This window comes from Wenzhouxiangella sp. YN1 (genome assembly GCF_056324145.1).
Map to the genome: position 1 here is coordinate 107,244 of NZ_JBJNIO010000155.1, position 14,055 is coordinate 121,298.

The 14,055-nt window shown below is 64.2% G+C and carries 12 protein-coding genes; 11 read left to right on the forward strand and 1 reads right to left on the reverse strand.

Features of this window, described 5'->3' with window-relative positions:
* Positions 1 to 54 precede the first annotated feature (54 nt).
* The 9 genes from ACEWQZ_RS11800 to ACEWQZ_RS11840 all read left to right on the forward strand — a co-directional run bounded on the left by ACEWQZ_RS11800 (position 55) and on the right by ACEWQZ_RS11840 (position 12,283).
* Complete coding sequence (locus ACEWQZ_RS11800; protein WP_476483290.1) at positions 55 to 948, forward strand: acyltransferase; 894 nt, start codon at positions 55 to 57, stop codon at positions 946 to 948.
* 71 nt (positions 949 to 1,019) lie between these two features.
* The gene (locus ACEWQZ_RS11805) at positions 1,020 to 2,333 is read left to right on the forward strand and encodes an amidohydrolase (RefSeq protein ID WP_476483291.1); all 1,314 of its coding nucleotides are present in this window, start codon (positions 1,020 to 1,022) and stop codon (positions 2,331 to 2,333) included.
* A gap of 46 nt (positions 2,334 to 2,379) precedes the next feature.
* Complete coding sequence (locus tag ACEWQZ_RS11810) at positions 2,380 to 3,507, forward strand: NAD(P)/FAD-dependent oxidoreductase (protein ID WP_476483292.1); 1,128 nt, start codon at positions 2,380 to 2,382, stop codon at positions 3,505 to 3,507.
* Between the two features lie 79 nt (positions 3,508 to 3,586).
* On the forward strand, positions 3,587 to 4,966 hold the full coding sequence (gene purB, locus ACEWQZ_RS11815) for an adenylosuccinate lyase (RefSeq protein ID WP_476483293.1): 1,380 nt from the start codon (positions 3,587 to 3,589) through the stop codon (positions 4,964 to 4,966).
* A 135-nt stretch (positions 4,967 to 5,101) separates the two neighbouring features.
* Entirely contained in the window at positions 5,102 to 7,912 is a 2,811-nt protein-coding gene (locus tag ACEWQZ_RS11820) for a 2-oxoglutarate dehydrogenase E1 component (RefSeq protein WP_476483294.1), read from the forward strand.
* 7 nt (positions 7,913 to 7,919) lie between these two features.
* On the forward strand, positions 7,920 to 9,131 hold the full coding sequence (gene sucB / locus ACEWQZ_RS11825; protein WP_476483295.1) for a dihydrolipoyllysine-residue succinyltransferase: 1,212 nt from the start codon (positions 7,920 to 7,922) through the stop codon (positions 9,129 to 9,131).
* A gap of 191 nt (positions 9,132 to 9,322) precedes the next feature.
* Positions 9,323 to 10,750 (forward strand): dihydrolipoyl dehydrogenase, encoded by a 1,428-nt coding sequence (gene lpdA / locus ACEWQZ_RS11830; RefSeq protein ID WP_476483296.1) that lies wholly within the window; start codon positions 9,323 to 9,325, stop codon positions 10,748 to 10,750.
* Between the two features lie 66 nt (positions 10,751 to 10,816).
* Positions 10,817 to 11,827: an oxidoreductase gene (locus tag ACEWQZ_RS11835; protein ID WP_476483297.1), complete on the forward strand. Its 1,011-nt coding sequence runs from the start codon at positions 10,817 to 10,819 to the stop codon at positions 11,825 to 11,827.
* A gap of 90 nt (positions 11,828 to 11,917) precedes the next feature.
* Positions 11,918 to 12,283: a response regulator gene (locus tag ACEWQZ_RS11840; RefSeq protein WP_476483298.1), complete on the forward strand. Its 366-nt coding sequence runs from the start codon at positions 11,918 to 11,920 to the stop codon at positions 12,281 to 12,283.
* Positions 12,284 to 12,453: 170 nt separating this feature from the next.
* Here the strand turns inward: ACEWQZ_RS11840 and ACEWQZ_RS11845 are convergent, their stop codons facing one another.
* Positions 12,454 to 12,687: a DUF2909 domain-containing protein gene (locus ACEWQZ_RS11845; protein WP_476483299.1), complete on the reverse strand. Its 234-nt coding sequence runs from the start codon at positions 12,685 to 12,687 to the stop codon at positions 12,454 to 12,456.
* Between the two features lie 48 nt (positions 12,688 to 12,735).
* On the opposite strand from ACEWQZ_RS11845, the gene ACEWQZ_RS11850 reads away from it, so the two are divergent.
* Both ACEWQZ_RS11850 and ACEWQZ_RS11855 read left to right on the forward strand, forming a co-directional pair.
* Positions 12,736 to 13,470: an SURF1 family protein gene (locus tag ACEWQZ_RS11850; protein WP_476483300.1), complete on the forward strand. Its 735-nt coding sequence runs from the start codon at positions 12,736 to 12,738 to the stop codon at positions 13,468 to 13,470.
* On the forward strand, positions 13,467 to 14,045 hold the full coding sequence (locus tag ACEWQZ_RS11855) for a hypothetical protein (RefSeq protein WP_476483301.1): 579 nt from the start codon (positions 13,467 to 13,469) through the stop codon (positions 14,043 to 14,045). The genes ACEWQZ_RS11850 and ACEWQZ_RS11855 overlap by 4 nt, the downstream gene beginning before the upstream one ends.
* The last annotated feature ends 10 nt before the right edge of the window (positions 14,046 to 14,055 follow it).

A 14,055-nucleotide genomic window follows, 5' to 3' on the forward strand; every position in this document is an offset into this window, starting at 1 on the left:
GCCCGGCTTTTACTGCCGAGCCCGGCCGGCAGACGCGCGTGAGATAATCAAACCATGCTGGAAAAACTGTCTGCCTGCCTGCGCATCGTCGCCGCCAGCCTGCTGCTGGCCGCCAATTCCGTGGTGCACATCCTGCCCCTGCTGGTGGTCGCGCTGGTGAAACTGGGCGTGCGCACAGCAGCGGTTACGCGCGCCTGTGATCGGGCTCTGGCAGGCATCGCGGCGAGCTGGATCGACTTCAACTCCTGGCTGTTCGACCAGCTGACGGCCACACGCCTGCAGGTCGAAGGCCTGCCCACAGCCGACATCGACGGGCAAATGCTGGTGATATGCAACCATCAGAGCTGGGTCGATATTCCCGTCCTGCAGAAGCTGTTCAACCGCCGTCTGCCGCTGCTGCGCTTTTTCCTGAAAAGCCAGCTCATCTGGGTGCCCTTGCTGGGCCTGGCCTGGTGGGCGCTGGATTTCCCCTTCATGAAACGCTACAGCCGCGCCCGGATTGCGCGCCGACCGGAACTGGCCGGGCGCGACATTGCCGCCACGCGCCGCGCCTGCCGCAAATTCAGCCGCATCCCCGTAGCCATCGTCAATTTCGTCGAGGGCACGCGCTTCACGCCGGCCAAGCATCAGGATCAGCAATCGCCCCATCAATACCTGCTCAAGCCGCGTGCCGGCGGCGTAGCCTTCACCCTGGACGCCCTGGGCGCTGCGCTCGACACCCTCGTCGACGTCACCATTGCCTATCCCGACGGGCGCCCCAGCCTGGCCGATCTGTTCGCCAATCGCGTGCGCGTGATCCGCGTTCACGTCCGTCGCCTGCCGATTCCCGAGCAGCTGCGCGGCGGCGACTACCAGAACGATCCCGAATTCCGTCGCAGGATCCAGGACTGGATCAATCAACTCTGGCGGCAAAAGGACACCACGCTGAAAACGCTCCACACGGGGTGAATTCCCGACTTGCATGACCGCCACCGGGGCGGCAAGAATGAGTGCTGCTCCCCATGGTCAAAGGAACTGCCGTGAGAAACATCGCCCTGCTACCGCTTTTCGGTCTGCTGGTCGCCCTGGCTGGCAATGCTCAGGAGACGGCCACCGACTGGCATGAATACATCGACGCAAGCGCGGCCACGCTGCAGCCACAGGTGAGCGAATGGCGACGCCACTTCCACGCCAACCCCGAGCTGTCGAATCGCGAATTCGAGACTGCCGAGACACTCGCCGAGTTTCTGCGCTCGCTCGATATGCAGGTGACCACCGGCGTGGCACACACCGGCGTTGTGGGCGTGCTCGAAGGCGGCCGCCCCGGTCCGGTCGTGGGCCTGCGTGCCGACATGGACGCCCTGCCCGTGCCCGCGCGGGCAGGCCTGCCGTTTTCACCGGATGTCACCGGCGAATACCTGGGCGAAGAGGTTCCGGTTTCGCACGCCTGCGGTCATGACTCGCACATGGCCATGCTCATGGGCGTGGCCCGGATGCTGGCCGATCGGCGCGATCAGCTGCCGGGTACCGTCAAGTTCATCTTCCAGCCGGCCGAAGAAGGCACACCGCCGGGCGAGGAAGGCGGCGCAGAGATGATGGTGGCCGCAGGCGTGCTCACCGATCCCGACGTCGACGTCGTCTTCGGACAGCACATCTGGGCACCCGCGCCCGCCGGCCAGATCGGCTTTCGTGCCGCCGGCACCATGGCCGCCTCGGATCAGTTCAACATTACCGTGCACGGCAAGCAGACGCACGGATCGACGCCGTGGACCGGAGTCGATCCGATCACCACTGCCGCCCAGATCGTGCTTGGCCTCAACACGATCGTCAGCCGCCAGACCGAGCTGACCAAGGCCGCGGCCGTCATTTCGGTCGGTCGCGTGCGTGCCGGCGTGCGCAACAACATCATTCCCGAAGAAGCCGAGCTGATCGGCACCATCCGCACGCTCGACGCGGATATGCAGGACAAGATCCACGCCGACATCCGGCGCACGGCCGAGCACATCGCCAAAAGCCAGGGCGCAGAGGTCAGCGTCGACATCCAGCGCGGCTATCCGGTGACCTACAACGACCCGGAACTGACGGCAGCCATGGCGCCCAGCCTGGAGCGCGTGGCCGGCGATCAGGCAATCCGCATCGACGCGCTGACCGCGGCCGAGGATTTTTCGTTCTTCCAGCGCGAGGTGCCGGGCGTGTTCATCTTTCTGGGCGCTGCGCCGGAGGGCATGGCGCTGGAAGAGGTGGCTCCGCACCACACGCCGGACTTTCAGATCAATGAGTCGGCCATGCAGACCGGCGTGCGCGCGCTGGCCACGTTGACCCTGGACTACATGCTCGACCATGCGCCTGATTAGCACTTGTTAATATAAGCGTCCATTTCAGACGCAAGGCGAACACACCATGTCGCGCGTGACCGTTATCGGTTCGGGATTCGCCGCCCTGACCGCCGTTCGCCGGCTGCGCCAGGCCGATGCCCGGCTGGGCATCGACCTGATCGCGCCCCGGGCCGAGCTGGTCTACTACCCCGGCACGATCTGGATCCCGACCAGCAGGCGCCGGGCCGAAGACCTGATCGTGCCGCTCGATGGCTTCCTCGAGCGCATGCGTGTGCGCCATCACGCCAGCCGGGCCGGCGGCTTGTCCGACGATGGGCGCAGCGTACAGACAAGCACCGGCGAGGTGGCCAACGACGGCCTGATCATTGCCTGCGGCGGGCAGTTCCTGCGCACGCTGCCGGGCATCGAGCACAGCTTCCTGCCCTGTGGCGGGCCATGGGAAATGACGCGCCTGCGCGACCGCCTCCAGAGCCTGGGCTCGGGCTCGATTGCCTTCGGCTTTGCCGGCAACCCGGCGGAGCCTTCGGCCATGCGCGGCGGCCCGGTGTTCGAATTCCTGTTCGGCATCGACACCTGGCTGCGCCGGCAGGGCCGGCGCGAGCGCTTCGATCTGCACTTCTTCAGTCCGGCTGAAAAACCCGGTCAGCGGCTGGGCGGCAAGGCGGTCGACCGCCTGCTCGCGCAAATGCAAAAGCGCGACATCCGGATGCACCTTGGCCAGAAACCGAAGCGCTTGAGCGCTGACGGTGTCGAGACCGAGGCCGCGAGCTTTGCCGCCGACCTGATCCTGTTCATGCCCGGCATGACCGGTAACGACTGGTTCGACAACACCACGCTGCCACGTTCACCCGGTGGCATGATCGCAGCCGATGCGCACTGCCGGGTCGAGGGCTTCGAGCGCGTGTACGTGGCCGGCGACGCCGGTTCGTTTCCCGGACCGGGCTGGATGCCGAAGCAGGCGCACATGGCCGACCTGCAGGCTGCTGCCGCCGCCGACAACCTGCTGGCCGAGCTTGCCCACAAGCCGGCCGACAAGACCTTCAAGAGCGAACTGGTGTGCATTGTCGACCTGCACGACCGCGGCATCCTCGTCACGCGCAACGACAAAGCCAATCGCGTGCTGCCGCCGCTACGCGCCATGCACTGGCTCAAGCGCCTGCTGGAGTGGCGCTATCTGCGGCAATACCGCTGACCGGCCCGCCTCCGGCAGGGCAAAATCACCGGCTTGCTGGGGTATCATTACCGGCTGATCGAAACGATGGCAAAACCCGATGAACACTCACGCCCTGACTGCTCTATCGCCGCTTGACGGACGCTACGCCAACCGGCTCGGCGGGCTGCGCTGGCTGGCATCCGAAGCCGGCCTGATTCGCCATCGCGTTCGCGTGGAGGTGGCCTGGTTCAAGGCGCTGGCAGCCGAGCCTGCCTTCACTGCCCTGCCCGAGCTTTCACGTGCAGACCGCAACTTTCTCGATCGCCTGGTCGACGAGTTCAGCGAGGATGATGCGGCCGCGGTCAAGGCCATCGAGCGCACGACCAACCACGACGTGAAAGCGGTCGAATACTGGCTCAAGGAACGCCTCGCCGAGCGCAGTTCACTTCAGCCCCACACCGAATTCATCCATTTCGCCTGCACCTCCGAAGACATCAACAACCTCGCCTGGGCGCTGATCATCCGACACGCCGTGGTCGAAGAGCTCGACCCCCTGCTGGGACAGCTCGACGAGCGGCTGGCAACCATGGCCAAGGACACCGCCGGCATGGCGATGCTCTCGCGCACCCATGGACAGACCGCCTCGCCCACCACGCTGGGCAAGGAGCTGGCCAACGTGGTTTTTCGTCTGCGCCGCCAGCGCCGGGCGCTCGATCAGATCGAAATCACGGGCAAGATCAACGGCGCCGTGGGCAACTTCAACGCCCATATGGCTGCCTGCCCGGACGTCGACTGGCCCAGCCTGGCGCGCGACTTCGTCGAAGACCTCGGTCTGGTCTGGAACCCCTACACCACCCAGATCGAGCCGCACGACATGATTGCCGAAGTCGCACACGCGCTGATGCGCGTCAACACCGTGCTGCTGGACTTCGCGCGCGACGCCTGGGGCTATGTCTCGCTGGGGTATTTTCGCCAGCGTCTGGTCGAAGGCGAAGTCGGCTCCTCGACCATGCCGCACAAGGTCAACCCGATCGACTTCGAAAACGGCGAGGGCAATCTGGGCCTGGCCAACGCCCTGCTCGGCCATCTCGCCGACAAACTGCCGATTTCACGCTTTCAGCGCGACCTGACCGACTCCACGGTGCAGCGTTCGCTGGGTTCGGGCTTTGGCTACGCCTCGCTGGCCTGGCAGTCGATTCTCAAGGGCCTGGACCGGATCGCCCCCGACGAGGAAAGGCTGGCTGCCGACCTCGAGCGCGCCTGGGAGGTGCTGGCCGAGGCGGTGCAGACCGTCATGCGCCTGCACGGTGTGCCCGAGCCTTACGAGAAGCTCAAGGCGCTGACCCGCGGCCGCGGCATCGATCGCGAACGCATCCGCGAATTCATCACCGGCCTCGACATTCCCGAAAGCGATCGCGCCCGGCTGCTCGAGCTGAGCCCGTCGACCTACACCGGCAACGCGGCGGCCATGGCGCGCGCTATCGATCGCTACGTTTGACGCGCGATTGGCGAACGATATGCAGGCAAACGCGGCAATACGGGTCGATATCGGCATATTGAGCCCAACAGAGTGCCCGCCGCCGTTATAATCAACTGTCTTCCACTGGACACCCATCCGAGCCACACCTTTTTCATGACCGACTTCCTTCAGGAGCAGTACCGCAACTCTCATCTTTCCGGCGGTAACGCCGACTATGTCGAGGCGTTCTACGAAGCCTGGCTGGACGATCCCGAGTCCGTTCCGGAAAACTGGCAGAAACTGTTTTCCGAACTGGCGGACTCGGTCGACACCGACACTCGACACCGCCGGATCGAGGCACACTTCCAGAACCTGGCCGCCAATGGACACTACAGCGCCGGCACCGCTGCTGAGGACTTCAAGCAGGCCGGCGTTCTGCGGCTGATCAACGCCTACCGCGTGCGCGGCCATCAGCGCGCCCAGCTCGATCCGCTGGGCCTGAGCGAGCGCCCGCAGGTTCCCGATCTCGAGCTCGGTTTCCACAGCCTGTCGGAGTCCGATCTCGAAACCAACTTTCACACCGGCACCCTGGCGGGTCCTGACCACCGCTCGCTGAAGGAAATCGTCGAAATCTGTCGCGACACCTATTGCGGCAGCATCGGTGTCGAATACATGCACATTACCGACACCAACCAGCGGCGCTGGCTGCAGCAGCGCCTGGAAGGCACGCGCGGCCACTACACGCCCGAAGCCGGCGAGCGCCGACGGCTGCTCGACAAGCTGGCCGCCGCCGAAGGCCTGGAAAAATACCTGCACTCACGCTACGTGGGCCAGAAACGCTTCTCGCTGGAAGGCGGCGAGAGCATGATCCCGCTATTCGACACCCTGATCCGCCACACGGGCAGTCAGGGCGTGCGTGAAATGGTCATCGGCATGGCCCACCGCGGCCGGCTGAACGTGCTGGTCAACATTCTTGGCAAGAGCCCCGCCGACCTGTTCGCGGAGTTCGAGGGCAAGATGGAGTATGACGATCCCAGCCGCACCGGTGACGTCAAGTACCACATGGGCTTCAGCTCCGACGTGCCCACGCCGGGCGGGCCGATGCACCTGGCCCTGGCCTTCAACCCGTCGCACCTGGAAATCGTCAACCCGGTGGTTGCCGGCTCGGCCCGTGCCCGCCAGATGCGCCTGCACGACGATCGCCGCGACCAAGTGCTGCCGGTACTGGTGCACGGCGACGCCGCCATCGCCGGCCAGGGCGTCAACACCGAGCTGCTCAACATGTCGCAGGCACGCGGCTTTGCCGTCGGCGGCACCATCCACGTGGTGGTCAACAACCAGATCGGCTTCACCACGTCCAACCCGCTCGACACGCGCTCGACGCTGTACTGCACGGAAGTGGCCAAGATGGTTCAGGCGCCGATCCTGCACGTCAACGCCGACGACCCCGAAGCCGTGTTGTTTGCCACGCGTGTGCTGGCCGACTTCCGTCACGAATTCAAGAAGGACGTCGTGCTCGACCTGGTCTGCTACCGCCGCCTGGGCCACAACGAGGCCGACGAGCCGGCGGCAACCCAGCCGCGCATGTACACAACCATCCGCAAGCTCGACACCGTTCGCAAGCAGTACGCCGACCGCCTGATCAAGGAAGGTCTGGTCGACAAGAAGGCCATCGAGCAGGCCAACGCAGACTATCGCGACAAGCTTGACGCCGGCGAGCCGGTCGTCGACCTGCTCGACGAAGACGAAGCGATCGAGACCGTCGACTGGGAACCCTACCTCGACGGCGAGTGGCGCGAAGAGGTCGACACCGGCGTCGAGCCCGCCACCATCCGCAAGCTGTCGGACCAACTGACCACCCTGCCCGAAGGGTTCGAGCTGCACAAGCAGGTTCAGCGCATCATCGACTCACGCAAGAAAATGGCGACCGGCGAATCACCCATGGACTGGGGCTTTGCCGAAACCATGGCCTACGCCACGCTGATCAATGACGACTGCGGCCTGCGCCTGGTCGGTCAGGACTCCGGCCGCGGCACTTTCTTCCATCGCCATGCCGTGCTGCACAACCAGGTCGACGGCAGCTCGATTCTCCCGCTGCGTCAGTTCACCGATGATCCGCGGCGGGTGACGGTGATCGACTCGCTGCTGTCGGAAGAGGCGGTGCTGGGCTTTGAATACGGCTACGCCACCGCCGAACCGACCACGCTGACGATCTGGGAGGCCCAGTTCGGCGACTTCGCCAACGGCGCACAAGTGGTCATCGACCAGTTCATTGCCTCCGGTGAAGCCAAGTGGGGCCGCCTGTGCGGTCTGGTGATGTTTTTGCCGCACGGCTACGAAGGCCAGGGACCGGAGCATTCCTCAGCCCGGCTGGAGCGCTTCATGCAGCTGTGCTCGGGCGCGAACATGCAGGTCTGCGCCCCGACCCTGCCTTCGCAGATGTTCCACATGCTCAGGCGGCAGATGCTCAGGCACTTCCGCAAGCCGCTGGTGGTGATGACGCCGAAGTCGCTGTTGCGCCACAAGGCCTCGACCTCGTCGCTCGACGACCTCGAGAACGGCCGCTTCGAGCTGATCATCGATGATCCCGCCGGGCCCGATCCGAAGAAGGTCGAGCGCGTGGTCTTCTGCTCCGGCAAGGTCTACTTCGATCTCGCCGATCAGCTGACCAAGGACGAAGTCGACAACGTTGCCCTGGTCCGCGTCGAGCAGCTCTACCCCTTCCCGCGTGAGGAGTTCCAGGCGATCATCGCGCGCTACGAGAACGCCGGCGAAGTGGTCTGGTGCCAGGAAGAGCCCATGAACCAGGGCGCTTGGTTCCAGATTCGCCATCATATTCAGGCCTGTATCCGCGACGATCAGGAGCTTGGCTACGTTGGCCGCAAGGGCTCGTCGTCGCCGGCCGTCGGCTATTACCAAGTCCATATCGAACAACAAAAGCGCCTGGTCGGCGAGGCGCTGACCCCAGGCAAATTCACGGAGTAATCTACCCATGAGCGTTGAAGTCAAAGTTCCCAATCTGCCCGAATCCGTTTCGGACGCCACCATTGCCAAGTGGCACAAGAAGCCCGGCGATGCGATCGAGCGCGACGAAAATCTCGTCGATCTCGAAACCGACAAGGTCGTGCTCGAAGTGCCGGCCCCGGCCGACGGCGTGCTCGAGGAAATCAGCGCCGAAGAGGGCGACACCGTCACCGAGGGCGAGCTGCTGGGCAAGATGAAAGAAGGCGAGGCACCGAGCAAATCGGCGGATGAGGACTCCGAAGAGGCGGACTCGGAAGACAAGGGCCGGGACGAAGACAGCCAGGCTGACCAGCGTGACGACAGCGAAAAGCAGAAGCGATCCGGTCAGTCGAAGGATGCCGAAAAGGACCTGCCGCCTTCGGCGCGCCGGATGGTGGCTGAAAACGATCTCGATGCCAGCCAGATCGAAGGCACCGGCCGTGGCGGACGCGTCACCAAGGGTGACGTCATGGGTCACATGGCCGGCGGTGCCACCGGCCCGCGCCCGCAAGAACGGGTCAAGATGTCGCGCCTGCGCGCGCGCATCGCCGAGCGCATGAAGGAAGCGCAGAGCACCGCCGCGATCCTGACCTCGTTCAACGAGGTCGACCTCAAGGCGGTCATGGATCTGCGCAAGCGCTACCAGGAAGATTTCCAGAAAAAGCACGACATCAAGCTCGGCTTCATGTCGTTTTTCGTCAAGGCCGCCTGCGAGGCGCTGCAGAAGCACCCCGTGGTCAACGCCTCGGTCGACGGCGAAGAGATCATCTACCACGGCTATCAGGACGTCGGCATTGCCGTCTCCACCGACCGCGGACTGGTAGTACCGGTGCTCAGGGACGCCCACCGCATGGGATTGGCCGAAATCGAACAGGGCATCGCCGATTACGCCCAGAAAGCACGCAAGGGCACGATCCAGCTCGAGGATCTGCAGGGCGGCACCTTCACCATCACCAACGGCGGCGTGTTCGGCTCACTGCTGTCGACGCCACTGCTCAACATGCCGCAGTCGGCCATCCTGGGCATGCACACCATCAAGGAACGCCCGGTGGCCATCGACGGCGAAATCGTCATCCGCCCGATGATGTACATCGCCCTGTCCTACGACCACCGCATCGTCGACGGCAAGGACGCCGTCCAGTTCCTGGTGGCCATCAAGGAAGCCCTGGAAGACCCGGCCCGCATGCTGCTGGGGCTGTAGTTTGCAAGAACGTACTCCATAAACACGAAGCACACGAAGCACACGAAGCGCACGAAGGAGACACGAAGTCCGCGAAGTGGAATCTGACTCTTGCGTGCCCTTCGTGCCTTCTTCGCGCCCTTCCCGTTCGAGCTTTTCAGACGCTTGAAGCTCCCAACTGATGGCGCAGAACCTGATCGAGAGGAAACACAATGGCTGACAAGGAATTCGACGTAATCGTGATCGGCGGCGGGCCCGGAGGCTACGTGGCCGCCATTCGGGCCGCGCAGCTGGATCTGAAAGTCCTGCTGGTAGACGATCGCAAGAACGCAGACGACAAGCCGGCCCCCGGCGGCACCTGCCTGAACATCGGCTGCATTCCGTCCAAGGCGCTGCTGGACTCCTCCAAGCACTTCGCCAGCGTCCGTGACGACTACGCCGAGCATGGCATTCAGGTCGATGAAGTCAGCATCGATGTCGAACAGATGCTCAAGCGCAAGGATCAAGTGGTCAAGCAGCTCACCGGAGGCGTCACCCAGCTGCTCAAGGCCAACAAGGTCGAATTCGTCAACGGTCGCGGCAAGCTTCTGGCCGAACGCGAGGTGGAGCTCAGCCCGCACGACGGCGAGGCCTACACGGTCAAGGGCAAGAACGTCATTCTTGCCGCCGGCTCTGTCGCTTTCTCCATTCCCAACGTCGAGCTCGATGGCGAGACCATCGTTGACAACATCGGCGCGCTGGAATTTCCCGAAGTACCCGAACGCCTGGGCGTCATCGGCGCCGGCGTGATCGGCCTGGAAATGGGCAGCGTCTGGTCACGCCTGGGCAGCGAGGTGATGCTGTTCGAAGCGCTGGACGAATTCCTTCCGGCCATCGACAAGGACAGCTCGCGCGTCGCCGCCCGTGAGTTCAAGAAGCAGGGCCTCGATATTCGCCTGGGCGCCAAGGTGTCCGGCGCCGAGGTTGCCGACGGCAAGGTGACCGTCACCTACGAGGATTCCAAGGGCGAGCACAGCGAAACCTTCGACAAGCTGCTGGTGGCCGTGGGCCGCAAGGGTGCCGGCGAGGGTCTGCTGGCCGATGACTCCGGCGTGAAGATGACCGACCGCGGCCAGGTCGAAGTCGACGAGTACTGCCGCACGGCAGTCGACGGCGTGTGGGCCGTGGGCGACCTGGTGCGCGGCCCGATGCTGGCGCACAAGGCGTCCGAAGAAGGCATCGCGGTGGTCGAAACCATCGCCGGCAGCCAGGGAAACTTCAACCTGGATACGGTGCCCTGGGTGATCTACACCGACCCCGAAATCGCCTGGCTGGGCAAGACCGAAAAGCAGCTGAAGGAAGAAGGCGTCGAGTACCACGTGGGCAACTTTCCGTTTGCCGCCAGCGGGCGTGGGCTGGCCATGGGGCATGCCCCCGGAACCGTGAAGGTCATCGCCGATGCCGAGACCGACCGCCTGCTGGGCGTGCAGATCATTGGCCCCAGCGCCTCGGAGCTGATTGCCGAATGCGTGGTCACAATGGAGTTCGCCGGCGCCGCCGAGGACCTCGCCCGCATCATCCACGCTCACCCGACCCTGTCGGAGGCCGTCCACGAAGCCGCGCTGGCCGTGGACAAGCGCGCCATCCACAAGGTCAACTGAGCGCGGCCGGGTTGACAGTGCAGGCTGAAAGATCAGCGATACGACGTTGCCAGGATTGACGACATCATGACCGAAGCCATTTCCGACACCTTCCGCGCTTTCCGGATCAGCGACGACGAGGACGGCTATCGCGGCGAAATTGTCGAGCAGTCGATCGATGATCAGTCCGAGGGTGACGTCGTCATTCGCGTCGCCTGGTCCAGCGTCAACTACAAGGACGCCCTGGCCGGCACCGGCCAGGGCAAGATCCTGCGCCGCTTTCCGCTCAACGGCGGTATCGACGCCGCCGGGACCGTGGTGCAGTCCGAACACGCAGACTTTGCCGATGGCGACGAAGTTCTGATTACCGGCAGCGGCCTATCGGAAACCCGTGACGGCGGCTACAGCGAGTTCCTGCGGGTGCCGTCGGAGTGGCTGATTCCACTGCCCGATGGCCTGTCCCTGCATGAGGCCATGCTGCTCGGCACCGCCGGCTTTACCGCCGCGCTCGGGCTGTGGCGCATGGAGGCCAATGGTCAGCGGCCGGACATGGGCACCATCGCGATTACCGGCGCCAGCGGCGGCGTCGGCTCGCTGGCTTGCGACATCTACTCCAAAGCCGGCTACGAGGTCACGGCCATCTCCGGCAAGGAAGACGAGTTCGACTGGCTGCACGAGCTCGGTGCATCGCAGTGCATCTCCCGGCGCGAGCTCTACTGGCCGGAATCACCGCTGGCTTCATCCCGGTTTGCCGGCGCTCTGGACAACGTCGGCGGCGACATGCTCTCCGGGCTGACCCGCGTGATCGAACCCTGGGGCAACATCGCCTCCTGCGGCATGGCCGGCGGCATCGGCGTCAATACCACGGTGATGCCCTTCATCATTCGCGGCATCGGCCTGCTGGGGATCAACTCCGCCGGCTGCCCCTACAGTATTCGCAACGAAATCTGGCAGCGGCTGGCCAGCGACTGGAAGCCGCGACATCTGGACCGGATTGCCGCGCCCACGATCGATCTGAACGGCCTCGAAGACGCCTTCGGGCAGCTGCTCGCCGGTCAGGGGCGCGGGCGCATTACCGTACGCGTCAGGCTGGACTGAAGCTGACCTCACGCGACCCCGGGCGCTGGTTTCGGGTATGATGAAATCCATTCCAGTTTGCGTACTACAACAGTCATACAAGGGATTTCCATGGCCAAGATTCTGATCGTTGACGATTCCGAGACCCATCTCTACTCGCTGAAGAAGATCGTCGAAGGCGGGGGCCACGAAGTGATTACCGCCTCCAGCGGTGAAGAAGGCGTGGAGCAAGCCAAGTCGCACCTGCCCGACGCTATCCTGATGGACATCGTCATGCCCGGCCTCAACGGCTTTCAGGCCACCCGGCGCATCGGCAAGGAAGAGTCGACGGCGAACGTTCCGGTGATCTTCGTCACCACCAAGGATCAGGAAACCGACCGCATCTGGGGCATGCGCCAGGGCGCGGCCGCCTACATCACCAAGCCGGTCGACAAGAAAGAGCTGCTCAAGGCCATCAACAGCGCGCTGGAAGGCTGAACGATCGGCACCCTGACGGCAACGGCGGGCGACGGTTCTCTGCACGACGGTTCTCCGCACACCGAACTGCCGACGATGCCAAACGGCGCGTTTTGTCAGCCAGTGCGGATGTTTGCAAGCGCCGTTGCCGGTCTGATCGAACCGCCCGGCTTCCGACTCCGCGTCAGAGCTCAGCCATTCCCGCCCGAGTAGTGCACCGGGTTGACGCCCTGTGGCTCGATCCAGCCCAGCTGAAAGGCCACCCACAGCGTGAATACCAGCCCGATCGAGATCCCCACGCGCCAGCTCAGGCGCCGCACCGTGCGGTTCCCCTCGCCGGCATCCTTGACCAGAAAGTAGAAGCTTGACGCCAGGGTATAAAGAATGGTGAGAAAGGCAGCGATGATCAGTACTTTGCTGAGCAACAGAAGGCTCCGGCGAAAATGTCGCTGCCATTATAATGGTCTGACGCCATGAGCAGGCTCTCTTCCTTCATCATTCGCTGGCTGCCGCACCTTGCCGCGGTTGTGGTGATCCTCCTGTGTGCCAGGCTGGCCGTGTGGCAGTTCGATCGCGCGCAGGAGAAGCAGGCCATGCTGCAATCCTGGCAACAAGCCGAAGCGGTCACGCTGGATCAGACGACTGCAGAAGCAGCGGCATACGCCCGAGTGCAGGTGCGCGGGGTTTTTGATTCATCGCGCCACATCCTGCTGGACAACCAGATGCGCGGCGGCCAACCCGGCGTGCATGTCTTTACGCCCTTTCAACCCGAGGGCACGGCGCGCTCCTGGCTGGTCAACCGGGGCTGGTATCCGCTGCCCTCCCGCCAGGAAGCGCTGCCGAAAGTCGACACGCCCCGTGGCAGCCTGGCCATCAGCGGTCGACTGGCGAACCCGCCGCGCGTCGGCCTGGAGCTCGGAACGGCCCGCGCGCTTGACGCGGACCACTGGCCGAACCTGGTGACCTATCTCGACCTCGACCGCGTCGAGACAGCCCTGGGCACCCGGCTGGCTGACCGTGTGATTCTGCTCGAGCCCACCCACGCGGCGCACCTGACCGGCGATGAGTGGCGTCCGGTCAACTTCGGGCCCGACCGTCATCATGCTTATGCCTGGCAGTGGATCACCATGGCAGTCGCGGTATTGCTCATCTGGGTCACCCTGACGTGGCGCAGTCTTCGCCATCGCAAGCGAACCGGAAAGTCATGAAAAAAGTTACCGTTGCCCTTCTGCTGGCGCTGTTTTTCGCTCCCGTCGCAATCGCGATTCTGCTCAACAGCCAGTGGCTTGACTGGCGCCCAGGCAGCACGCGCAATCACGGCGAGCTGTTGCAGCCGGCCGTCCGGCTGCCGGAATTCGAGCTCCAGACCGCCGCCGGAAATCGCGTCAGCCGCGAGACGCTGGCCGGCCAGTGGCAGCTGCTGCATTATCGCCCTGCCGGCTGCAGCGAAGCCTGCCTGGAAGACCTCTACTGGCTGCGCCAGATCCGTCTCGGCCAGGATCGTCACCAGCCCGAAATCGACCTGATGCTGGTCACCCCCGGCGAGGTGAACAACGACACGCTGAGCGCCATCCATGACCTGGCCGAGGATTTTCGCGTAGTGGCCGGAGCGGCCGGAAGAACCCTCGGCACCGCCCTGCCCGACCCCGGTCTGAAGCCAATCAGCTACATTGTCGACCCCAAGGGGCATATAATACTGAGTTACCCGCAGGATGCAGATCTCAACGGCATGCGCCGGGATCTCTCGCGCCTGCTCACCTGGACTCAGACCGGGCCGGAGTGATTCCGGCAAC

Bases quoted from the DNA above. Each gene is read 5' to 3' on its own strand.
- ACEWQZ_RS11800 (WP_476483290.1), top strand. From the start codon at position 55: ATGCTGGAAAAACTGTCTGCCTGCCTGCGCATCGTCGCCGCCAGCCTG.
- ACEWQZ_RS11810 (WP_476483292.1), top strand. From the start codon at position 2,380: ATGTCGCGCGTGACCGTTATCGGTTCGGGATTCGCCGCCCTGACCGCC.
- purB (WP_476483293.1), top strand. From the start codon at position 3,587: ATGAACACTCACGCCCTGACTGCTCTATCGCCGCTTGACGGACGCTAC.
- ACEWQZ_RS11820 (WP_476483294.1), top strand. From the start codon at position 5,102: ATGACCGACTTCCTTCAGGAGCAGTACCGCAACTCTCATCTTTCCGGC.
- sucB (WP_476483295.1), top strand. From the start codon at position 7,920: ATGAGCGTTGAAGTCAAAGTTCCCAATCTGCCCGAATCCGTTTCGGAC.
- lpdA (WP_476483296.1), top strand. From the start codon at position 9,323: ATGGCTGACAAGGAATTCGACGTAATCGTGATCGGCGGCGGGCCCGGA.
- ACEWQZ_RS11835 (WP_476483297.1), top strand. From the start codon at position 10,817: ATGACCGAAGCCATTTCCGACACCTTCCGCGCTTTCCGGATCAGCGAC.
- ACEWQZ_RS11840 (WP_476483298.1), top strand. From the start codon at position 11,918: ATGGCCAAGATTCTGATCGTTGACGATTCCGAGACCCATCTCTACTCG.
- ACEWQZ_RS11850 (WP_476483300.1), top strand. From the start codon at position 12,736: ATGAGCAGGCTCTCTTCCTTCATCATTCGCTGGCTGCCGCACCTTGCC.
- ACEWQZ_RS11855 (WP_476483301.1), top strand. From the start codon at position 13,467: ATGAAAAAAGTTACCGTTGCCCTTCTGCTGGCGCTGTTTTTCGCTCCC.